This is a genomic window from Pseudarthrobacter arbutini (genome assembly GCF_054510915.1).
Map to the genome: position 1 here is coordinate 157,477 of NZ_JBTNDQ010000001.1, position 20,882 is coordinate 178,358.

Annotated in this window: 18 protein-coding genes and 1 tRNA gene; 5 read left to right on the plus strand and 14 right to left on the minus strand. The window is 65.6% G+C overall.

Annotated elements, in window-relative coordinates:
- Positions 1–9: 9 nt before the first annotated feature.
- The 3 genes from ACX80V_RS00755 to ACX80V_RS00765 form a co-directional block, all read right to left on the minus strand.
- Positions 10–348, minus strand: a complete 339-nt coding sequence (locus tag ACX80V_RS00755) for a hypothetical protein (protein ID WP_227008120.1) — start codon at positions 346–348, stop codon at positions 10–12.
- The gene (locus ACX80V_RS00760; RefSeq protein WP_485841583.1) at positions 341–823 is read right to left on the minus strand and encodes a Cg1360 family ATP-synthase-associated protein; all 483 of its coding nucleotides are present in this window, start codon (positions 821–823) and stop codon (positions 341–343) included. Before ACX80V_RS00760 ends, ACX80V_RS00755 begins: the two co-directional genes overlap by 8 nt.
- A gap of 93 nt (positions 824–916) precedes the next feature.
- Positions 917–2,029 carry an MraY family glycosyltransferase gene (locus tag ACX80V_RS00765; protein WP_485841584.1) on the minus strand — a complete coding sequence of 371 codons (1,113 nt, stop codon included), beginning with the start codon at positions 2,027–2,029 and terminating at the stop codon, positions 917–919.
- Positions 2,030–2,322: 293 nt separating this feature from the next.
- On the opposite strand from ACX80V_RS00765, the gene ACX80V_RS00770 reads away from it, so the two are divergent.
- Positions 2,323–3,219, plus strand: a complete 897-nt coding sequence (locus ACX80V_RS00770) for a glycosyltransferase (RefSeq protein ID WP_252609850.1) — start codon at positions 2,323–2,325, stop codon at positions 3,217–3,219.
- Here the strand turns inward: ACX80V_RS00770 and ACX80V_RS00775 are convergent.
- From ACX80V_RS00775 to argS, 10 genes are all read right to left on the minus strand, one after another.
- A complete protein-coding gene (locus ACX80V_RS00775; protein WP_485841585.1) occupies positions 3,216–3,974 on the minus strand; it encodes a WecB/TagA/CpsF family glycosyltransferase in 759 nt (252 codons plus the stop codon). The genes ACX80V_RS00770 and ACX80V_RS00775 overlap by 4 nt on opposite strands.
- Positions 3,971–4,774, minus strand: a complete 804-nt coding sequence (locus tag ACX80V_RS00780) for an L-threonylcarbamoyladenylate synthase (RefSeq protein ID WP_485841586.1) — start codon at positions 4,772–4,774, stop codon at positions 3,971–3,973. Before ACX80V_RS00780 ends, ACX80V_RS00775 begins: the two co-directional genes overlap by 4 nt.
- A 15-nt stretch (positions 4,775–4,789) precedes the next feature.
- Positions 4,790–5,659: a peptide chain release factor N(5)-glutamine methyltransferase gene (gene prmC, locus ACX80V_RS00785; protein WP_104061165.1), complete on the minus strand. Its 870-nt coding sequence runs from the start codon at positions 5,657–5,659 to the stop codon at positions 4,790–4,792.
- A 12-nt stretch (positions 5,660–5,671) separates the two neighbouring features.
- Complete coding sequence (gene prfA / locus ACX80V_RS00790; RefSeq protein ID WP_058932004.1) at positions 5,672–6,745, minus strand: peptide chain release factor 1; 1,074 nt, start codon at positions 6,743–6,745, stop codon at positions 5,672–5,674.
- Between the two features lie 107 nt (positions 6,746–6,852).
- On the minus strand, positions 6,853–9,159 hold the full coding sequence (gene rho / locus ACX80V_RS00795; protein ID WP_485841587.1) for a transcription termination factor Rho: 2,307 nt from the start codon (positions 9,157–9,159) through the stop codon (positions 6,853–6,855).
- A 296-nt stretch (positions 9,160–9,455) separates the two neighbouring features.
- Complete coding sequence (gene thrB / locus ACX80V_RS00800) at positions 9,456–10,430, minus strand: homoserine kinase (RefSeq protein WP_141140975.1); 975 nt, start codon at positions 10,428–10,430, stop codon at positions 9,456–9,458.
- 2 nt (positions 10,431–10,432) lie between these two features.
- Entirely contained in the window at positions 10,433–11,539 is a 1,107-nt protein-coding gene (thrC, locus tag ACX80V_RS00805) for a threonine synthase (protein ID WP_056349448.1), read from the minus strand.
- Entirely contained in the window at positions 11,540–12,856 is a 1,317-nt protein-coding gene (locus ACX80V_RS00810) for a homoserine dehydrogenase (RefSeq protein ID WP_485841588.1), read from the minus strand. It lies immediately after the preceding gene.
- Entirely contained in the window at positions 12,849–14,354 is a 1,506-nt protein-coding gene (gene lysA / locus ACX80V_RS00815; RefSeq protein WP_485841589.1) for a diaminopimelate decarboxylase, read from the minus strand. The genes ACX80V_RS00810 and lysA overlap by 8 nt, the downstream gene beginning before the upstream one ends.
- Positions 14,355–14,359: 5 nt before the next feature.
- Complete coding sequence (gene argS, locus ACX80V_RS00820) at positions 14,360–16,009, minus strand: arginine--tRNA ligase (protein ID WP_485841590.1); 1,650 nt, start codon at positions 16,007–16,009, stop codon at positions 14,360–14,362.
- Positions 16,010–16,180: 171 nt separating this feature from the next.
- Between argS and ACX80V_RS00825 the strand changes: the two genes are divergently transcribed.
- The 4 genes from ACX80V_RS00825 (at position 16,181) to ACX80V_RS00840 (ending at position 19,234) form a co-directional block, all read left to right on the plus strand.
- Positions 16,181–16,654, plus strand: coding sequence for an FMN-binding protein (locus ACX80V_RS00825; protein WP_058931999.1), 474 nt, complete (start codon positions 16,181–16,183; stop codon positions 16,652–16,654).
- A 3-nt stretch (positions 16,655–16,657) separates the two neighbouring features.
- Entirely contained in the window at positions 16,658–17,524 is an 867-nt protein-coding gene (locus ACX80V_RS00830) for an FAD:protein FMN transferase (protein WP_485841591.1), read from the plus strand.
- On the plus strand, positions 17,521–19,083 hold the full coding sequence (locus ACX80V_RS00835) for a ferredoxin--NADP reductase (protein WP_485841592.1): 1,563 nt from the start codon (positions 17,521–17,523) through the stop codon (positions 19,081–19,083). Before ACX80V_RS00830 ends, ACX80V_RS00835 begins: the two co-directional genes overlap by 4 nt.
- A gap of 78 nt (positions 19,084–19,161) precedes the next feature.
- A tRNA-Arg gene (locus ACX80V_RS00840) sits at positions 19,162–19,234 on the plus strand.
- Between the two features lie 219 nt (positions 19,235–19,453).
- Here the strand turns inward: ACX80V_RS00840 and ACX80V_RS00845 are convergent.
- Entirely contained in the window at positions 19,454–20,857 is a 1,404-nt protein-coding gene (locus tag ACX80V_RS00845) for an HNH endonuclease signature motif containing protein (protein WP_485841593.1), read from the minus strand.
- Between the last annotated feature and the right edge of the window lie 25 nt (positions 20,858–20,882).

The window sequence follows — 20,882 nt, forward strand, 5'->3', positions numbered from 1 at the left end:
CCTGTGAAATTATTTGGCATTTGTGTTTCCGTCCGCGGACGGGCCGCTGTCTGCGCCGCTCTTACCTGCCGTGGTTCTGGAACTGGTAAGGCCATGCATGTGGGAAAGATAGAAACCTCCGAGAGCTCCAAGCAGAGCGCCTGCGAGCACGATCCAGCGGGTTCCCCACAGATAATCCAGACCCCACCCTATCAAACTCCAGACGATGATTCCGCCAATAATGTAGCTAAAGACGGCCATTCCGGCGTTGTATCCGCCGTCGTTGTTTTCGGCCGACACCCCCGGCGTGGGCGCAGCGTTCTTGGGCACGGACGAACCGTTTTTCGCTGTTCGTTTCCGATCAGGCATCGTTCGACTCCTTGGGCTCGGGGTCGTTGTAAATCTGCAGGCGCGCCTTGCTGAAGCCATAGACTTCGGCGGCCTGCCAGAAGACAACAGTGGCAACGGCACCAATCAGGAACCATCGGTCGTGAAGCCAGGCAGGTGCTCCGATCACAAACAGGACAACCGCGAAACCCACGACCTTGACAAAGTAAGTGGCCGCGAACATCCCGATGGCACCGGAGGGGTTGTTGCGCCCCATGAAGTGGCCGACGAGAAGACTGATGGCGAAGAAGAGCATCACCAGGAGGCCGCCCAAAGTACTGGACAGGACGCCGCTGGGGCCATTCAGGATCACAGCCGGGATGCCCGCCAGAATCAGGGCGCCTGCACCGGCAGCTGAACTTAGTGCGAGGAGGCGAAGCCACAGCGAGCGCGTGGGACCGGAAACACCAACGGGTCCGCTGCCGGACGAACGTCCGGGTTCGGCGTTGGAGGTCATAAGATCCCAATCGTCGGCGCCCTGGGGCTGGGTGGAGGGGCAGCTTGGGCTGCCCCTGAATTCTACACGAGATAGAAATAAATCCGAACGCCGTTACGTCGGCGACGGGTCACTGTGGCGGCGCAGGTAAGGCCAGGCCGTAATCAGGCCCATGACAAGCGTGGCGAAGATGTCAGCGGCCAATACAACTTGCCAGGGGAAGACTGCAAAGGCCAATCCCCCGAAGGACAGGATGGCGGTCCAGAGGTACATCAGGATCACGGCCGTCCGGTGCGAGTAACCGATATCCAGCAGCTTGTGGTGGAGGTGGCCGCGGTCTGCGGACCATGGCGAACGTCCCCGCGCTGTCCGGCGGACGACGGCGAGGCCCAGGTCAAGCAGTGGCAGGAACAGCACGGCGAAGGGCAGCAGAATCGGTATGACTGTGGAGATACCGTTGGCGCGGTCGTACAGCCCTGACGTGATCTGGCCTGTGGAGACGATGCCGGCAGCTGCCATCAGCAGGCCGATCAGCATGGCACCGGAATCGCCCATAAAGATCTTGGACGGGAACCAGTTGTGCGGCAGGAAGCCGATGCAACTGCCAACGACGACGGCGGTGAGCAGGGTGGCCAGGTCCGAATAGTCCAACAGGACGGCGTTCCGGTGCACCCAGTACGCCGTGAAGAAGAATGCAGTTCCGCCGATGATGGCCACACCGGCGGCCAGCCCGTCGAGGCCGTCAATGAAGTTGAAGGCGTTCATGGTGGTGACGATGAGCCCGGCCGTCAGCACGACGCGGAGCAGTTCGTTTTCCAGATAGATCGGCTCCGGAACCCACGGAACAATGGTCATCCGGACTCCCCAGATGGCCACCACCAGGGCTGCGGCGCTCTGGCCGATGAGCTTCACCCACCATCGGATGTCCAGGAGGTCGTCCGCGATCCCCACGAGCACGATCAGTGCCGCGCCCGCCAGGACGCCCCATGGCGAGAAGTTGTTCCGGTAGATGTCCTTGACGAAGAAGGACTGGCTGGCGACGAGGAGGGCCACCAGCACGCCGAGGAAGATGGCCACACCGCCCAGCCGGGACACCGGCGTCGTATGCATGTCACGGCTGCGGATGGGGGCGTGGAGTTCGAGCCGGTGCCCGATGACCCGGGCACCCCAGGTGGCTCCGTAAGAAACAATGGCAGCCGTCAGCCCCATGAGCAGGTACATAATCATGCGATAGCGGCCGTTTCGTCGGTGTGCGGCGCAACCCTGCGGGTGCGCACGGGCATGGACAGCGGCCCGAACAGGTGGTCCTCGATCGATGGGCTCACTGGCGGGGAATCTGACTTTCGATAAATGAAACTTCTCCGTCGCCGGGCGCGCAGCAGGCAGTGCTTGGTGCCTTACAGGGCTGTATTACAGTGGACTCTAGTCAAGATACTAGCGCCAACGGCTCCATGGCTTCGCGCCACACTGGCGCATTGCGAGCGGGGAATCCCCTGAAGGCCATGCTGAAAGGAATCCCCATGACCGTCCGGGTTGCAGTTGCCGCCGTGACATTTAACCGTCATAAAGAGCTGTCCGTCCTGCTGGACGCCATTAATGCGCAGTCCGCGGCAGTGGACACCATCTGCCTTGTCGACAGCGGCACGGACCCCGCACGCGATGTTGCCGCGCGGCACCCAAATGTTGATTACGTCCGTTCCGAAGCGAACCTCGGCGGGGCCGGCGGCTTTGCCCTCGCCGCGCTGAAGGCCGTGGCCAGCGGCGCCAAATGGGTCTGGATGATGGACGACGACGCCGAGCCGGCAGATCCCGAATGCCTCGCCACGCTGCTGCGTGAGGCTGAGGCACGCGACCTTGAAGCCGTGGTCCCCCTGGTGGTAGCCCCGGGCCATCCCGACCGGCTGTCCTTCTTCTTCCGGCTGGACGGAAAAGTCACCCATGATCGGGCCGAACTGGAAAAAGTAGGTTTCCTGCCCAACGACGGACACTTCTTCAACGGTGCCCTGATCAGGTCCGACGTGTTCTTCAAGGTGGGCCTGCCGGACATGCGCCTCTTTATCCGCGGCGATGAGGTGGACTTCACCATCCGCCTCCGCAAGGCGGGCATCCGGTTCGGCACGGTGACCACCACCGCCATCACCCACCCGCATGCGTTTTCCGAGACGAAGCACGTCTTTGGTGCACGATGGCATGTGATCGTGCCGGATTCGGCGTTCAAACGTTACTACTACTACCGCAACCGCGGGTACCTTATCCGGCGCTATTTCCGGGTTAAGTCGCTGGTGGCCGACGTCGGGGGCTATCTTGGCTATTTTGCGCAGCGCCGTGACCTGAAGGGACTGCTCGCCTGGGCAAGTTCCTTCTCGAAGGGACTGCGTGCGAAGGGCTTCGCGCCGCTGGAGGACCAGAAGTTCTAGGACACGCGCCGTAGCCGGCGCCGGGCCAGCAGCCATAGCAGCACCCACGGCTCACCAAACACGCGGTACGCCACGCGGCGGGGATGCAGCAGCAAGCGCCATGCCCATTCCAGCCCGAGCCTCCCGAGCCATCGAGGTGCAAGTTTCTGGATTCCGGCCAGCTGTTCGATCGCGCCGCCCACGGTGCAGTAGATGGCTGGCGGGAGCGTGCCGAGCCGGCGCTGCAGCACTGATTCCTGCAACGGCATGCCCAACCCGAGCAGGACTAGCTGGGGTTGCTGCTCTGCGAGCCAGCGCACAGCGGCCGTTTCGACGTCGTCGTTCCAGCCTTCGCCGGGCAGGCCCGCTACCGTGGCACCGGGAACAATGCTCCGGAGCTTTTCGACAGCCAAGGCGTTCGCCTCGGCGCCGGCGCCAACCACCGCCATCCGCTTCAGGCCGGCAACCCTGCCCAGGGACGGCAACCAGTCCGTGGACCCCAGCCGGTACTCCATGACCGGCCCCACAGCATTCCCCGTTCGGCTCCACAGCCAGAGCACCGGCGCCCCATCGAGGAGCACCACGTCGCTCTCCTCATAAACGGAACGAAAGCCGGCGTCGGAATGTGTCAGCGTGACGCTGTGCAGGTTATGTCCGACGACGGTCCGCTTGGTCCCGTCGGCGACGAACCCCGCCAGCACCTCAAGCAGTTCGTCCACCTTGAGCGGCGTGGCGTGCACGCCAAGGACGGGGATGTGCTGGCGTGCCAGGCTCACCCCTCAGTCTCCCGAACCGGCGCGGCCGACCCGTCGGCAGCTTTTTCAGCTGCCGGCTCTTCAGCGGCCGGCTCTTCAGCTGCTGATTCGGCCGGCAGAGCGACTTCTTCAGATTCTTCCTCGGGCTCAGCCATCGGAATCTCGCCCAGGCCCAAGACGCCCGGAACGTGCTCCCGGAGTTGCTCCAGGGACACGGCGCCGTTGCGCACCACACGCAGGAGCGCCCCGGTGGCATCCACGATCGTGGAGGGCACGGCGTCGGTTCCTTCCACCGGCCGGAAACCGCCTTCGAGGTAGACCTCCACGGACTCCGCGAGCTGGGCACGTGCCTCCGCGGCGGTCTGCGCCGGCGGCTGGCCGGTCCGGTTGGCGGAGGACACGGCCAGCGGACCGGTCAGCGTCAGGAGTTCCTGGGCCACCTCGTCGGCGGGCATACGCAGGGCCACAGTTCCCTGGGTCTCGCCCAGGTCCCAGTCCAGCGACGGCTGGGCGTGCAGGATCAGGGTCAGTCCCCCCGGCCAGAACGCCTCGGCGAGCTTGCGGGCATCAGCGGAAACATCTGTGGCCAGGCCGTCCAGCGCGTTGATCCGGGGAATCAGTACCGGCGGCGGCATGGTGCGGCTGCGCCCTTTGGACGCCAACAGCATGGTGACGGCCTGCGGCGAAAAGGCGTCGGCGGCAATTCCATAGACCGTGTCCGTGGGGAACACCACGCACTTCTTTTCGCTGATGGCACGCTGGGCATGCTCCAGGCCAAGGGCGCGCTGGTCCTCTGACGTGCAGTTGTAGGTTGTGGTCACTGGCCTATTCTTTCATCACTCGTGGTGCGGACCGGCAAGGACGGCGCTGGTGGCGCGTTCCTTGCCGTTGAGGTCCAGGTGTGTGGTGATCTCCCGCCAGGCACCCGTCCGCTGCATCATTCCGGCGATCCAGCCGGCCTGGACTTCCGCGTGTTCCATCACGAAGTAGCCGCCGGGAACCAGCAGCCGGGCAGCCGAGGCGGCCGCCGCCGTCGGAAGTTCCATGCCGTCCGCTCCCCCGCCGTACAGGGCTTCGGGAGGGTCGTGCAGGGCAACTTCGGGTTCGTTCGGGATGGCTTCGGCGGGAATGTAGGGCGGGTTGGAGATTACGACGTCGAAGGTTCCGTTAAGTTCCGGCAGCGCGTCACGGAGGTCCCCCAGCACCAGCTTGACGCCCAGGGGCGCCAGGTTCCGGGCCGCCCACGCGTGCGCGAACGGACTGTATTCCACGGCGTGGACTTCGGCGCCGGGCACCTCGTGGGCGATGGAGCCGGCGATCGCGCCCGAGCCCGTGCCCAGGTCCACAATCCGCGGGTGTGCCATCCCCTTGACGTGGTCGATGACCAACTGCACAACGGACTCTGTTTCCGGCCGGGGGATAAAGACCCCGGGCCCGACGGCGAGCTCCAGGTACCTGAAGTGCGCCACTCCGGTGATGTGCTGCAGCGGGATCCGTTGGGCCCGTTCAGCGACAAGTTCGGCATAGCCAACAGGTGCCGGAGTGTCCCCCAGCATCATCGCCCGGAGCCTGCCGAGCCCCACACCGAGCAGGTGGTCCGCCAGGAGTTCCGCGTCGACGCGGGGGCTGGGGACCCCGGCGTCCCGGAGGATCACCGTGGCCTCGCTGACGGCAGCCGCGAGGGACTGCCCGGACCCGAGTGTCATGGGTGCCGGCGGCTAGTCGCCGATGGCGTCCAGGCGTGCCTGTTCGTCCATCTCGATGGCGGACTGGATGACCGGTTCCAGGTCCCCGTTCATGACCTGGTCCAGGTTGTAGGCCTTGTAGCCGGTGCGGTGGTCCGCGATCCGGTTCTCCGGGTAGTTGTACGTGCGGATGCGTTCCGAACGGTCCATGGTGCGGATCTGGGATTTACGCTGGGCCGAGTTCTCGGCGTCGATGATTTCCTGCTGGTGCGCCAGGATGCGGGCGCGGAGCACGCGCATGCCCGCTTCGCGGTTCTGCAGCTGGGATTTCTCGTTCTGCATGGCCACCACGATGCCGGTGGGAAGGTGCGTGATACGGACAGCGGAGTCCGTGGTGTTCACGGACTGGCCACCGGGACCCGACGAGCGGTAGACGTCGATCTTGAGGTCGTTCTGGTTGATGTCCAGCTCCTCGGGCTCGTCAACTTCGGGGAGGACCAGGACGCCGGCGGCTGAGGTGTGGATGCGGCCCTGGGATTCGGTGACGGGCACACGCTGCACGCGGTGGACGCCGCCTTCGAACTTGAGCCGTGCGTAGACACCTTCGGCAGGATCGTTCGAGTTGCCTTTGACGGCCATCTGGACGTCCTTGTAGCCACCGAGATCGGATTCGTTGGCCGAGATGAGTTCGGTCTTCCAGCCGCGGGATTCCGCGTACCGGGTGTACATCCGCAGGAGGTCGCCGGCGAAGAGCGCGGCTTCGTCGCCGCCTTCGCCGCCCTTGACCTCAAGGATCACGTTGCGGGCGTCGTCAGGATCCCGCGGGATGAGGAGCCTGCGCAGCTTCGCAGAAGCCTGCTCCAGCGCTTCCTCCAGCACGGGAACCTCGGCAGCAAACTCAGGGTCCTCCGAGGCCATTTCCTTCGCAGCGGCGAGGTCGTCCTCCAGGGCATGCCACTTGTTGTATGCCTCCACGATGCCATTGAGCTGCGCAGAACGCCGCCCCAGCTTCCGGGCCAGCCGCTGGTCAGCATAGACAGCAGGATCACCAAGCTGCGCCTGGATAGCATCATGCTCATCAAGCAGGCCCTGTACGGACTCAAACATTTCAAAACCTCTTTCGACTCTTACAAGTCTAGTTTCACGGGACTTAACGACGAACCGCCCAAAACATGCCGGCCATCAGGCCGGCATGTTTTGAGCGGTGAGCGTAGCTACTTGTCGTTATCCGACTTCGCGCCAAGCGTTGTCTTCTGGACCTGCATGAGGAACTCGACGTTGCTCTGGGTCTCCCGGATCTTGTTGGTCAGCAGCTCAAGGCTCTGCTGCGTTTCGAGTCCGGAAAGGACGCGGCGCAGCTTCCACATGATCTTGACTTCCTCGGGGGAAAGCAGGTTCTCTTCGCGGCGGGTACCGGACGCGTTGACGTCCACGGCCGGGAAGATGCGCTTGTCCGCCAGCTGGCGGGACAGGCGGAGCTCCATGTTGCCGGTGCCCTTGAACTCTTCGAAGATGACCTCGTCCATCTTGGAACCGGTCTCCACGAGCGCGGTTGCCAGGATGGTCAGCGAGCCACCGTTTTCGATGTTGCGGGCTGCACCGAAGAAGCGCTTCGGCGGGTACAGCGCGGCGGAGTCGACACCACCGGACAGGATACGGCCGGAGGCCGGTGCTGCCAGGTTGTAGGCGCGGCCCAGGCGGGTCATGGAGTCCAGGAGGACCACCACGTCCATGCCCATTTCCACGAGGCGCTTGGCGCGTTCGATGGAGAGCTCGGCCACCGTGGTGTGGTCATCGGCGGGACGGTCGAAGGTGGAGGCAATGACCTCACCCTTGACGGTACGCTGCATGTCCGTCACTTCTTCGGGGCGTTCGTCAACAAGCACCATCATGAGGTGGACCTCAGGATTGTTGGTGGTGATGGCGTTGGCGATGGACTGCAGGATGAGCGTCTTGCCGGCCTTCGGCGGGGAGACGATCAGGCCGCGCTGGCCCTTGCCGATCGGGGCAACCAGGTCGATGACGCGGGGGCCGATCTTCTTGGGATCCGTCTCAAGGCGCAGGCGCTCGGACGGGTACAGCGGAACCAGCTTGGCGAATTCGACGCGGTCCTTGAGCTCTTCCGGCGTCTTGCCGTTGACCGAGGTGACGCGGACCAGGGCGTTGAACTTCTGCCGTGCGGTCTGCTGGCTGCGGTCTTCGCCTTCACGCGGTGCACGGATGGCACCCACGCAGGCGTCGCCCTTGCGCAGGTTGTACTTCTTGACCTGGGCCAGGGAGACGTAAACGTCGTTCGGACCCGGCAGGTAACCGGAGGTGCGGATGAACGCGTAGTTCTCCAGCACGTCCAGGATGCCGGCGACGGGCAGCAGGACGTCGTCCTCGGTGACCTCGACGTCGTCGACGTCCGGTCCCTGGGTGCGTCCCCGACGGCGGTCGTTGCGGTCGCGGAAGCGGTCGTTACGCGAGTTGTCCCGGCTGTCCTGGCCGCCACCGGCGCGGTCGCTCCGGTCATTGCGGTCGTTCCGGTCGCGGCGGTTGCGGCGGTTCCGGCGGCTGCCGCCGTCGGAATCGTCGTTGTCGCGGGTGTTGTCGCGGCTGTCGTCGCGACGGGCACCGTCACGCTGACCGGCGTCACGGCTGCCTGCGTTGTCGCGGCCACCATCGGTGGTCTCGCGGGCAGTGGCGTCACGGGCGGTGGTTTCACGAGCCGTGGTGTCGCGAGCCGTGGTTTCACGGGCTGCGGTGTCACGGGCCGTGGTGTCGCGGGCCGTGGTGTCGCGGGCGCCACGGGTGCGGCCGCTCTCGCGGCGGTCAGCACGCTGGCCGTCGCCGGATTCGGCACCCTGGGTTTCAGTGCGCTGGGTTTCAGTGCGCTGGGAATCAGCACGCTGGGTTTCGGTGCGGTCAGCCTGGCGCTGTTCAGCGGCGGGCTGCTCTGCCGGAGCCTCAGTGGCTTCTGGCTGCGTTGACGTGGCGGCCGCATCGCCGCGGCGGCGGTTGCGGGTACGCGGCTGGCGGCGTTCGCCCTCAGCTGCTGCGCCTGCCTCAACAGGCGCTGACGCCGGAGCCTCAACGGGTGCGGCGGCCGGAGCTTCAGTGGCCGTTGCCGCGGCGGGGGCCGCAACTACTCCGTCACTGACAGCGCGGCGGCTGCGTCCACGGCCACGGGCACGGGTCCCCTCAGCGGCCGGGGCCTCCGGCGTTTCGCTTGCGGCAGCCACCGGGGCGGCAGCGGCCGGGGCTACGTGGTTTTCGGTCGCCTTCTCGGCAGCCTTGGCCGGGGCCTTAGCCGGGGCCTTGCTGACTGATGTACCTGCACGGTGGGCGGAAATGGCCGTGACCAGGTCCCCCTTACGCATGCGGGATCCGCCGGAAATACCCAGTTGGCTGGCAAGAGCCTGCAACTGGGCGAGCTTCAGGCCGGCGAGGCCGCTGCTTTTGGCGGGTGCGGCCGTTGACGATCCGGCAGCAGAAGTTGATGGTTCCACAGCTGAAGACAGCTCAGTGGTTTCGGTCACGAAGGATCCTTCCCCCTCGACGGCGTCCAGACTGGGAGCTGGACGCGATGATTTGATCTGGGCTGCAGTTCAGATCTGCAGCCGCATTTTCGGTCTTGCCGGTTGGATTTCGGCCAGCAGGGCCGGATACTGATTCACCTCACGCACCGATTAATGGCGGGGCGCTGGGCTGACGATTCAGGGGCAGACAATTCAGCTGCAGATTCCTGCGACAGACCAAGCAGGCGGCACCGGAAAATATTGCGCAGTAGGAGATCACTAACAACTGAATGCAGCTGCCGATCAGATAGGCGGAATTACCGCCGGTGCAAGTCCACCTTAGCACCTTCGACGTCCACTGCCAGCTTCAGCACGCGCCAGCCGATGCCCGGCGTGTTCGCCTCTGTAAAGGACTCAATAAACCCAAGGACCTCGGCGGCTTCGGCTTCGCCGTCAGCGAGAACCAGGACCGTCGGTCCGGCACCCGAAACCACTGCCGCGTGGCCCGCGTTGCGCAGTGCCCTGATGAGGGACGCGCTGGGCCGCATCGCCTCGGCCCGGTAGCTCTGGTGCAGGTAATCCTCCGTGCCGGCGTGCAGGAACTCGGGCTTCTGGGTCAGCGCATGGATCAGCAGCGCCGCCCGGCCGGAGTTCATGGCCGCCGCATGATGGCCCACAGACGCCGGCAGCAGAGCGCGCGCGGCCTCGGTGGACAATTCAAAATCGGGGACGGCCACGATGGGAATCACGGAACCGGCCACGGTAGCGCACGTGCTGCTGTACCGGTCACTGTCCTGCCATGACAGCGCCAGTCCGCCGAAAATCGCGGGCGCGACGTTGTCCGGATGGCCTTCCATCTCGCTGGTCAACTGCAGGATCCAGTCCCGCCCGCGACGCGCCGCTTCGGGCACCATGGCATTGGCGGCCGAGACGGCCGCCACGACTGCCGACGCCGATGATCCCAGGCCCCGGCCATGGGGGTTGACGTTCGTCGCCGTGATCCTGAGGCCGCCGTGCCGGTAACCAAGCCGGGAAAAGGCAGCCTCCATAGCCCTGACCACCAGGTGACTGGCGTCCTGCGGAAGCGTGTCCGCCCCCTCGCCGCTGAGCTCGAAGACGAGCTCAGCGGATTCGAGGCTTTCCACCGTCAGGGTGTCGTGCAGTGCCAGGGCGAGGCCCAGGCTGTCGTAACCCGGTCCGAGGTTGGCGCTGGTGGCCGGGACCCTGACGGTGACGCGCTGGCCTGCTTCGATGACGGGCAGGTCAACGGCGGTGGGCGAGGTGGTTTCCAAGGTTACTTTTCTTCCAGTCCCAGTTCAGCTGCGACTGTCACGACGTCGTTCGAGACCTTGACCGGCTGCACTTCACTGCCGTCCTCGGTCCGGAGGGCCCACTGGGGGTCCTTGAGGCCGTGGCCGGTCACGGTGATGACGATAGTCTTGCCGGTCGGAACTTCACCGGCGGCGTGCTTCTTGAGCAGGCCAGCCACACCGGCGGCGGAGCCGGGCTCCACAAAAACGCCTTCGCGGGCGGACAGCCAGCGGTGGGCATCCAGGATCTGTTCGTCAGTCACGGCGTCGATGAATCCGCCGGACTCGTCACGGGCCGCGATGGCACCGTCCCAGGACGCCGGGTTGCCGATCCGGATGGCAGTGGCGATGGTGTCCGGCTCCGTGATGGGATGCCCCGCCACGAACGGTGCCGCGCCGGCGGCCTGGAAGCCCCACATCTGGGGGGTCTTGGTGGACACGGCGGGCAGGGTTCCGGCGGTTTCGGATTCGAACGGCGCCGAGTACTCCTTGTAGCCCTTCCAGTACGCCGTGATGTTGCCGGCGTTGCCTACGGGCAGGACGTGGATGTCCGGAGCATCGCCGAGCGAATCAACAATCTCAAACGCGCCCGTCTTCTGGCCCTGGATGCGGGCCGGGTTCACGGAGTTGACCAGGAACACCGGGTAGGATTCCCCCAACTTCCGTGCAATGTCCAGGCAGTTATCGAAGTTGCCGTCCACCTGGAGCAGCGTGGCGCCGTGCGCGATGGCCTGGCTCAGCTTGCCCATGGAGATCTTGCCTTCGGGGACCAGCACGGCGCATTTCAGTCCCGCTGCGGTGGCGTAGGCCGCGGCGGAGGCTGAGGTGTTGCCGGTTGACGCGCACACCACGGCCTTGGCGCCGGACGCGACGGCGGCCGTCATGGCCATGGTCATGCCGCGGTCCTTGAACGAACCGGTGGGGTTCATCCCCTCGACCTTCAGGTACACCGTGGAACCGGTGAGCTCGGAGAGCTTCTGCGCGTGAACCAGCGGAGTGCCGCCTTCGCCCAGCGTGATGACCCTGGTGGATTCCGTTACGGGCAGCCGGTCAGCGTATTCGCGGATAACGCCGCGCCATTGGTGAGCCACTTAGACTCCTTCTACCCGCAGAACGGATGTCACTGAATTGATGACGTCCAGGCCCTTGACGGCCTCGACGGTGGCTGCGAGGGCAGCCTCTGATGCGCGGTGGGTAACGATCCGCAGTTCGGCGGACTCCACGTTGGACTCTGCGTCCCGGTGGATGGTCTGCCGCATGATTTCGATGGACACGCCGTGCTCCGCAAAGAGCTGGGCGATCCTGGCAAGCACGCCGGGCTGGTCAGCGACGTCCAGGCCGATGTAGTAGCTGGTGATGGCTGAGTCGATGGGCAGGGCCGGGACGTGGCCGGTGGTGGTCTCCGTGCGTCCGGGTCCGCCCAGCACAATGCGGCGGGCGGCCGAGACAAGGTCACCCAAAACGGCGGACGCCGTCGGAGTTCCGCCGGCACCCTGGCCGTAGAACATCAGCTCGCCGGCGTTTTCCGCCTCGATGAAGACCGCATTGAACGCGCCACGAACGGCGGCCAGCGGGTGCTCCCGCGGCAGCAGCGTGGGGTGCACGCGCACGGAAACGCCTTCGCCGCCGTCGGCATCCGTGAGCTTTTCGGCGATGGCCAGCAGTTTGATGACAAATCCGGCGTCCTTGGCTGCGGCGATGTCCGCCGCGCTGACGGACGTGATGCCTTCACAGTGCACGTTCTCCAGGGCGAAGCGGGTGTGGAAGGACAGTGACGCGAGAATGGCGGCCTTGGAGGCGGCGTCGTGGCCTTCGATGTCGGCGGTGGGGTCCGCTTCGGCGTAACCGAGCCGTTGGGCCTCGGCGAGGGCGTCAGCGAACTGCGCGCCGGTGGAGTCCATTTGGTCCAGGATGAAGTTGGTGGTGCCGTTGACGATACCCAGCACTCGGGTAATGCGGTCTCCGGCCAGGCTGTCCCGGATGGGGCGCAGGATGGGGATGGCACCGGCTACGGCGGCCTCGTAGGACAGCTGCACGCCGGCCTTGTCGGCCTCTTCGTAGAGGGTGGGGCCGTCCTGGGCGAGGAGGGCCTTGTTTCCGGTGACTACACAAGCGCCGTTGCGCAGCGCGGAGAGGATCAGCGTCCGGGCAGGCTCGATCCCGCCCATGAGCTCGATCACCAGGTCGGCGTCCTTGACCAGCGTGTCGGCGTCGGTGGTGAAGAGGTCCTGCGGCAGGTCCACATCCCGCTTGGCATTGACGTTGCGCACCGCGATGCCGCTGAGCTGCAGGCGGGCACCGGTACGGGCGGCAAGAGCGTCGGCGTCCTCAATGAGAATCCGCGCAACCTGGGCCCCAACGTTGCCACAGCCCAGCAGGGCCACTTTCAGGGTTCGCAATTCAGTCATTCGGCACTCCCATGTCGCGGTTAAACAGATCTTCTTCGGTTTCCCCGCGGACAATCAGCCGGGCAGATCCGCCGCGCACCGCGACAACGCCCGGCCGGGCCAGATAGTTGTAGTTGCTTGACAGGGCCCAGCAGTAGGCGCCGGTCCCCGGTACAGCAAGCAGATCACCGGCTGCCACGTCCTCGGGCAGATATACATCTCTAACAACTATGTCGCCGCTCTCGCAATGTTTGCCCACTACGCGGGACAGCTGCGGGGACGCCGCGGACGTGCGGGAGGCCAGAATCGCCGAATAATCCGCGTCGTAGAGCACCGGGCGGGCGTTATCGCTCATGCCGCCGTCCACTGACACATACCGGCGCGGATGCGTAACGTTCTCCTCGGCCTCTGAATCGCCCGGCGCGTCGACGCGGACAGTTTTCAGGGTACCCACCTCGTACAACGTGAAGGTGGTGCTGCCTACGATGGCGCGTCCGGGTTCGATGGAAATCCGGGGTGACGTGATCCCCAGCTCGGCGCAGGTGGAACGCACGACGGCGGCCATCGCCTGCGCGATCTCGGCTGCGGGGCGGGGAGTGTCCACCGGGGTGTAGGCAATGCCGTAGCCGCCGCCGAGGTCCAGCTCGGGCATCACGACGGAGTACTTTTCCTGCATGGCAGCGTGGAAACGCAGGAGCTTCTGCGCCGCGAGCTCGAAGCCGTCCGGCTCGAAGATCTGCGAGCCGATGTGGCAGTGCAGGCCCAGCAGTTCGATGCCGGCGTATCCAGTGGCCGCAGCCACGGCTTCCTCCGCTGCTGACAGTCCGGCCTGCTCGGTGGAATCCCCGGCCATGGAGAGACCGAACTTCTGGTCCTCGTGGGCGGTGGCGATGAACTCGTGGGTGTGCGCGTGGACGCCGGGAGTCAGGCGCAGCATAACGTTGGCAATTTCGCCGCGGTCCGAGGCGATTTTTGCAACGCGGTCCAGCTCATCGAGGCTGTCCACCACGATTCTTCCCAGCTTCATATCCAGCGCGCGGTTGATCTCGGCGTCGGACTTGTTGTTGCCGTGCAGGCCCAGGTTTTCGCCCTTGATGCCGGCCCGGGCCGCCACCGCGAGCTCGCCGCCGGAACACGTGTCCAGCCGGAGTCCCTCGTCTGCCACCCAGGCGGCTACGGCGGTGCACAGGAAGGACTTGCCCGCGTAGTAGACGTCCACTCCCCCGCAGATGTCGGCAAACGCGGCATCAAAGGCGTCCTTGAAGGAACGTGCGCGGGCCCGGAAGTCTGTCTCGCTCATCACAAAGAGCGGCGTGCCGAACTGCGCCTTGAGCTCGCTGACGGCGATGCCATCGATGGCGAGCTCACCGGCGTCGTTCTTCCGCACATCCTGCGCCCACATTGGCTCGTGGAGCGCATTCAGGTCCGCGGGAACGGCGAGCCACTCGGGAGCCAGCGGGGATCCGCTGTTGGTGTCCTGTGCTGACACCTTCTGCGTCGAAATTTCCTGTGCCGACATCAGTTTCACATCCGTTCCGGTGCGGACACGCCCAGCAGGTCCAGGCCGTTGGCCAGCACCTGGCTGGTGGCGTCGTTCAGCCACAGGCGCGTGCGGTTAACGTCGGTCACCGGTTCGTCACCCATGGGTGCGATGCGGCAGGCGTCGTACCAGCGGTGGTAGGCGCCGGCGATGACCTCAAGATGGCGGGCCACGCGGTGCGGCTCACGCAGTTCCGCGGCCTTGGCCACGATGGACGGGTAGCTGCCAAGGTAGGAGAGCAATTCGTTTTCTGTGGCATGGTCCAGCAGGGAGGCCTCGAACGCGCTGCGGTCCACGCCTGCAGCCACGGCGTTGCGGGCCGCGCCGCGGGTACGCGCATGGGCGTACTGGACGTAGAAGACCGGGTTCTCGTTGCTGTGCTTCTTCAGCAGGTCGGGATCCAGGGTGAGCGGGGAATCCGCCGGGAAGCGGGCCAGGGAGTACCGCACGGCGTCCTTGCCCAGCCAGTCGATAAGGTCCTTGAGCTCGATGATGTTGCCGGCACGCTTGGACAGCTTGGCGCCGTTAACAGACACCAACTGGCCGATCAGCACCTCGATGTTCACCTCGGGATCATCGCCCGCACAGGCCGCAATGGCCTTGAGGCGGTTGATGTAACCATGGTGGTCCGCGCCCAGGAGGTAGATCTTTTCGGTAAAGCCGCGGTCCTTCTTGGAGAGGTAGTACGCGGCGTCCGCGGCAAAGTAGGTGGGTTCGCCGTTCGCGCGGATCATCACGCGGTCCTTGTCGTCCCCGAAGTCGGTGGTGCGCAACCAGACCGCACCGCCGTCGTCGAACACGTGGCCCTGCTCGCGAAGGCGGGCGACGGCACTTTCGATGTGGCCGGCGTCGTGCAGTTCCTGTTCCGAGAAGTAGACGTCAAACGCAACGCCAAAATCGGCAAGGGTGTCTTTGATGTCCTTCATCTGGGCCTTGTAGGCGGCGGCGCGGATGACAGGAAGTGCGGCGACCTCGGTGAGTTCCCGGATGTCGGGGTGCTGGGTGAGGACGTCGTGGCCGAGGTCGGCGATGTACTGGCCCGGGTAGCCGCCGTCCGGCACCGGAAGTCCATGCAGCCGCGAGTAAACAGAGTTCGCGAACACGTTCATCTGCGAACCGGCATCGTTGATGTAGTACTCGGCGGTGACCTCCGCGCCCGAAGCACGCAGCACACGTGCGATGGCATCGCCCAAGGCTGCCCAGCGGGTGTGGCCGATGTGCAGCGGACCGGTGGGGTTCGCCGACACAAATTCCATATTCACCACGTGGCCGGCGAGCGTGGTGGTGGTGCCGTAGTCACGTCCGGCTTCCACGATGGCCTTCGCCAGGGCACCCGCTGCGGCGGCGTCCACGGTGATGTTCAGGAAGCCCGGGCCGGCGATATCCACGGCAGCGACGCCGATGATGGACTTCAGCCGGGCGCTCAGGACGGTGGCGAATTCTCGCGGGTTGGTGCCGGCCTGCTTGGACAGCTGGAGGGCGATGCTGGTGGCCCAGTCGCCGTGCTCCCGGTTCTTCGGTCGCTCCACGCGCACCTCATCAGGGACAGCTGATGCGGAAAGCGCGATTTCGCCAGCGGCGACGGCGTCTTTCAGGCAGGCGGATATGGCGAGGGAGAGTTCTTCGGGAGTCACCCCTCTAGCCTACCGGGGGCCGCCACTGGGACGAATTTGGGGGTGGTGCGTGACTGGTTCCGGACTACTTTTCCTCACAGCGGACGCAATGCTGATTCACAGGGTGAACCATTACGCTGAATCCGACGTTGAGTACAGCGTAAGCACCCAGCCCACGAAACGAGCCCCATCATGAGACCGTCAGTCCGCAAGAGTGTTTTCGTCGGCATCGCCGGCCTGTCCCTCGCTGGAACGGTGGCCGGCTGCGCGCCGTCGGCCACGCCCGCGGTGCCCGCTGCGACTTCCGACAGCACGTCCGGCGCCACCACGGCCCCTTCCGGCACGGCATCATCGCCGGCAAGCAGCGCTTCCCTCTACCAGGACGGCACCTACAGCGCTGACGGCACCTATGTTTCCCCCAACGGGACCGAAACCGTGGGGGTTGAGCTGACGCTCGCCGCGGGCACGGTCACGGCCGTGAACATCACCCAGCACCCCTCGAACCCCAACACCCGGAAATTCCAGGGCGAATTCGCGGGCGGGATCGCAGCGCAGGTTGTGGGTAAGAGCATCGACGAACTCAACGTCTCCAAGGTGGCAGGATCCTCGCTCACCAGCGGCGGCTTCAACCAGGCCCTGGACAAGATCAAGGCCGAGGCCCAGTAGGCCGTGCCTGACCCGGAGGACTTCCGCTTCGACGGGATCGGAACCCGTTGGGAAATCTCCACCCCCCGTCCGCTTGACGCCAGCGTCCGTGCCCGGCTGCTCGCCTTGGTGGAACGGTACGACGGCGACTGGTCCCGGTTTAGGTCCGATTCGACCGTCGGTGCCATGGCCCGCCAGCCCGGGCGGTATGAGCTGCCGCCAGAAGCGGCGGACCTTGGCCGGCTGTACCGCTCGCTGTATGAGGTCACCGGCGGTGCAATGACGCCGCTGATCGGCGGCAGCCTGGAGCGCCTCGGGTACGACGCCGCCTATTCCCTGCGGCCGGCAGGGAACGCGCTTCCGGCACCCCACTGGGAGGACGTCCTGACGTGGGACGGCAACGTGCTGACCACCACCGCTCCCCTGGTCCTGGACATCGGTGCCGCCGGTAAGGGGCAACTGGTGGACCTTCTCGCTATTGAGCTCCGCTCCTGCGGCGTGGACTCCTTCGTGATTGATGCCAGCGGCGACCTGCTGCACCGCGGGCCTGATCCGGTCTCCGTGGCGTTGGAGCACCCGTACGACCCGGCGAGGGCCATCGGGACCGTGCCGCTGGCAGGCGGCGCATTGTGCGCGTCAGCCTCAAACAGACGGGCGTGGGGCGACGGCCTTCACCATGTGCTCGATGGCACAACAGGGCTGCCCGTCAGCATGGCCGTGGCCACGTGGACCATGGCGGAAAGCACCATGGTTGCCGATGCCCTGGCCACCGCCCTTTTCTTTGTCCCCGGCAGCGAGCTGGAACAGAGTTTCGATTTTTCCTGGCTGACGGTTTTTTCTGATGGAAGCGCTGCCTACTCGGCCGGATTTGAAGGGACACTGTTCTCATGAGCCCCGTTGATACCCCCAAGGCAACTGCCGTTTTCACTGCCGGCCGGCTGGACAAGCTGTTGGGCAAGTACACGATGTACCGGCTGATCCTGCTGGTGCTGGCAGCCCTTGCCGCGTACAGCCTCCTGCTGAATGCCCTTGGCTGGCTGACGTTCGGCATCCCGCAGATGCTCGTCCACCTGGCCCTGTGCCTTGGCCTGACGTACGTGTCCAACCGCGGGCTGGCTGCCCTTTTCCACGTCCGCCCGCATTCCGAGTCGTCGCTGATCACCGGCCTGCTGCTGTATTTCCTGTTCTGGCCCTCGTTTATGCCCCTGGATATGGCGGGGGTGGCCCTGGCCTGTGTGCTGGCCTCCGCCTCGAAATACGCGCTGGCCTGGCGTGGCCGGCACATCTTCAACCCCGCCGCCGCCGGAGCGTTTGTCACCGGGCTGACGGGGCTGAACATCGCAACGTGGTGGGCGGCGACCCCTGCCATGCTCTGGCTGCTGGTCCCTGGCGTCCTCCTGGTGCTCTACCGGACGCGTAAGTTGCTCATGGCGGCCGTGTTCCTTGTGGTTGCCACATCAATTGTGAGCGCTGAGCTGCTGCAGGCGGGGCTTACCCTGGGCAGCGCACTCTGGCAGGCCCTGGCGCAGCGGCCGCTGCTGTTCTTCGTCGGCTTTATGCTGACGGAGCCGCTCACCCTCGCTCCGCGCCGCTGGCAGCAGCTCGCGCTCGCCGCACTGGTTGGTGTGGTGTTCGCGGTGCCGTACAACTTCGGCTTCATCGCCAACTCGCCGGAACTGGCCCTGCTGGTCGGCAACCTGCTGGCGTTTCTCCTGGGCCAGCGCGGCGGGCTCAGGCTCCGGTTCGCTGGCTCCCGCCCTCTGACGCCCAGCACCACAGAGTTCGCCTTTGAACCGTCCCGGCCCGTCCGGTTTGTGCCGGGGCAGTACATGGAACTGGATCTGCCGCACGCCAAGTCTGACGGTAAAGGCCGACGCCGGGTGTTCAGTTTGACCAGTGCACCCGGTTCGGAGACGGTGAAGTTTGGCGTCCGGACGGCGGAGCCCCTGTCCGCGGCGAAGAAAGTCCTGCTGGACCTGAAGCCTGGTGATGAGGTGGCCGCCACGTCCGTGGGCGGAGATTTTGTCCTGCCCCGCGATCCCCGGGCCCCCGTCCTCCTGATCGCCGCGGGCATCGGTATCACGCCCTATCTTGCCCATCTGGCTTCCGGCGCCGCGCAGAACCGGGACGTGGTTCTCCTCCTGCTGGCGCGCAACGTTGCCGAAATTGCCTACACGGCCGAGCTGCAGGTTTCCGGGGCGCGCATCCTGGCACGCCTCGCTGACGGTTCCGTCCCGCCGTCGTTCATCACCGATGCCGGGACGCTGGAATCCGGGGGCGCTGCAGCTGGCGCCCGGCTGGACGGAGATTCCCTGAAGGCCCTCGTTCCTGACATTGCCGGCCGCGCTGTCTACATTTCCGGGTCCCCTGCGAGCGTCGCATCGCTGCGCCGTGCAGCCCATAAGGCCGGCGCGCGCCGGGTGCACGTGGACTCTTTTTCGGGCTACTGAACAGGGCCGTTTTTCCTTGCAGGCACCTTCCTGCTAAGCTCTAGGACGTCCCGCTGGCAACGGCAGGATCCCTGGATTGCCCTCGTAGCTCAGGGGATAGAGCGTCTGCCTCCGGAGCAGAAGGTCGTTGGTTCGATTCCAATCGAGGGCACAGATGAAACCCCCGCCGCTTGCAAGAGCGGCGGGGGTTTCTGCGTTCCTCCCCACAGGCGCGCGCGGACACTTAAGCGCCACCGAACAAGCTCGAGTGGACATTTGAGGCCCTACCGAGCTTGCACCTGCGGACACCGCCGCTGTGAAAGCGACGCGGCTGTCGCACGCCGACCTTCAGACTCCGCCGCTGAGGCCGGTGCTTCGCCACGCAGCCCAGCTAAGGCGGCGTGGTGCTCGATGCACTTGTCGTCTGCGGCGCTGGCCAGTGTGGTGCTTCCCAGTCGGGGTGTTCGCTTTGGTAGTGGCGGCCGGTGGGTGATATCCAGCCCGGGGGCTCGTTCTTGGTGGCTGCGGTGGGTTTCCAGGCGCTGGTGTGTTTGACTCGGTGGTGTTTGTGGCAGGGCTGGCCGAGATTTGAGATGCCGGTGCTGCCGCCTTTGGCCCAGGCGAGGAGGTGGTCTGCTTCGTTGTCGAGGGAGTGGTTGCTGCAGCCGGGGAAAGGGCATTTCCCGTCGCGCAGCCTGAGCCATTGGCGCTGGGCTTTCGTTACCCGGTAGCTGGTCCGCCCGATCTCCAGCGGTGCACCGTCCCGGGGGTCGACCAGAACCCGGTGGAACGACTCGGCGCCGTCAGCGACCAGCTGGCGGGCCATGGACGGCGGGATCGGCCCGTACCCATCCAACATGGCCGGCTCATCCGTGACACCCAGCAGCGACATCACAGGGACCATGATCAACACCTGCGCCCGCGGCGAGGGACCACCGCCAGCAAGACCGCTGCGCATTTCCCCGCTCCCATCACCGGTTCCGCCGAGCAACCAGGCGACGATGGTGTCAGCGCGGAGCTGGGTGAGGGTCCGGCCCTCATCCGGTCCTTGGAGGGCGCGGGCTGCGCTGGTGGTGCGGTCCCAGATCCCGGCAGCCTGATCGGCAGGGAGGTAGGCGGAGAGCCAGGCCATCCCGTCCCGGTCCGGGGCATACTCCACCCGCCGATCCGCGGCACTGCGTGCGTGGCGTTTTTCGATACTCACCGGGTGATGCCGCTCCCGCCAGGTCCGGGCTTTGTGCCGGAACCGGCCGGGGATGAGCTCACCGGCCGGGCCACGTGCCGGATTCTCGACGGCGGGGTCCAGGAAATGCGCTTCGAGGGCTTGGGCGCCGGCAGAGTCAAGGTTCACGGTTTCGTCCACCATGATCCGGGCGTGCTGCCAGGAAATCTGCCCGGCCTGCAGCGCCGAGAACGTCAGCGGCAAGGCCGTGAACAGCGCGTGGGCTTCGGCGAGCAGGGCACCGGCACTGCGTTCACTCACCGTCAGGGCGCAAGCGACCTCAGCGACCACAGCCATCTCCTGACCGGTGTGGTCCTGCGGCGACTCGGCCGGCCCGGCCAGGGCCTCGGCAGCGGCGCTGTAGCCGGTAGCCAGCCAGGCCTTCAGGGCGGCACTTTTCGCGTCCAACCGTGAGATCTCCGCCAGCCCGTCCAAGAAACCACCCGCCACCCGGCGCAACGGATCAGCCTCCCAGGATCCGGAAGATTCGGCAGCTTCACCGATCACAACAGCCAGCTCAGCGAAAGACACCGCAAGTGCCTCCGCCGTCGCCACAGCCGCTCTGCTATCCATACTCAAAGCATCCCAGCAGGGTCTG

Bases quoted from the DNA above. Each gene is read 5' to 3' on its own strand.
- ACX80V_RS00760 (WP_485841583.1), bottom strand. From the start codon at position 823: ATGACCTCCAACGCCGAACCCGGACGTTCGTCCGGCAGCGGACCCGTT.
- prmC (WP_104061165.1), bottom strand. From the start codon at position 5,659: ATGACACTCGGGTCCGGGCAGTCCCTCGCGGCTGCCGTCAGCGAGGCC.
- ACX80V_RS00825 (WP_058931999.1), top strand. From the start codon at position 16,181: ATGAGACCGTCAGTCCGCAAGAGTGTTTTCGTCGGCATCGCCGGCCTG.
- lysA (WP_485841589.1), bottom strand. From the start codon at position 14,354: ATGTCGGCACAGGAAATTTCGACGCAGAAGGTGTCAGCACAGGACACC.
- ACX80V_RS00810 (WP_485841588.1), bottom strand. From the start codon at position 12,856: ATGACTGAATTGCGAACCCTGAAAGTGGCCCTGCTGGGCTGTGGCAAC.
- ACX80V_RS00770 (WP_252609850.1), top strand. From the start codon at position 2,323: ATGACCGTCCGGGTTGCAGTTGCCGCCGTGACATTTAACCGTCATAAA.
- ACX80V_RS00755 (WP_227008120.1), bottom strand. From the start codon at position 348: ATGCCTGATCGGAAACGAACAGCGAAAAACGGTTCGTCCGTGCCCAAG.
- prfA (WP_058932004.1), bottom strand. From the start codon at position 6,745: ATGTTTGAGTCCGTACAGGGCCTGCTTGATGAGCATGATGCTATCCAG.
- ACX80V_RS00845 (WP_485841593.1), bottom strand. From the start codon at position 20,857: ATGGATAGCAGAGCGGCTGTGGCGACGGCGGAGGCACTTGCGGTGTCT.
- ACX80V_RS00765 (WP_485841584.1), bottom strand. From the start codon at position 2,029: ATGATTATGTACCTGCTCATGGGGCTGACGGCTGCCATTGTTTCTTAC.
- ACX80V_RS00835 (WP_485841592.1), top strand. From the start codon at position 17,521: ATGAGCCCCGTTGATACCCCCAAGGCAACTGCCGTTTTCACTGCCGGC.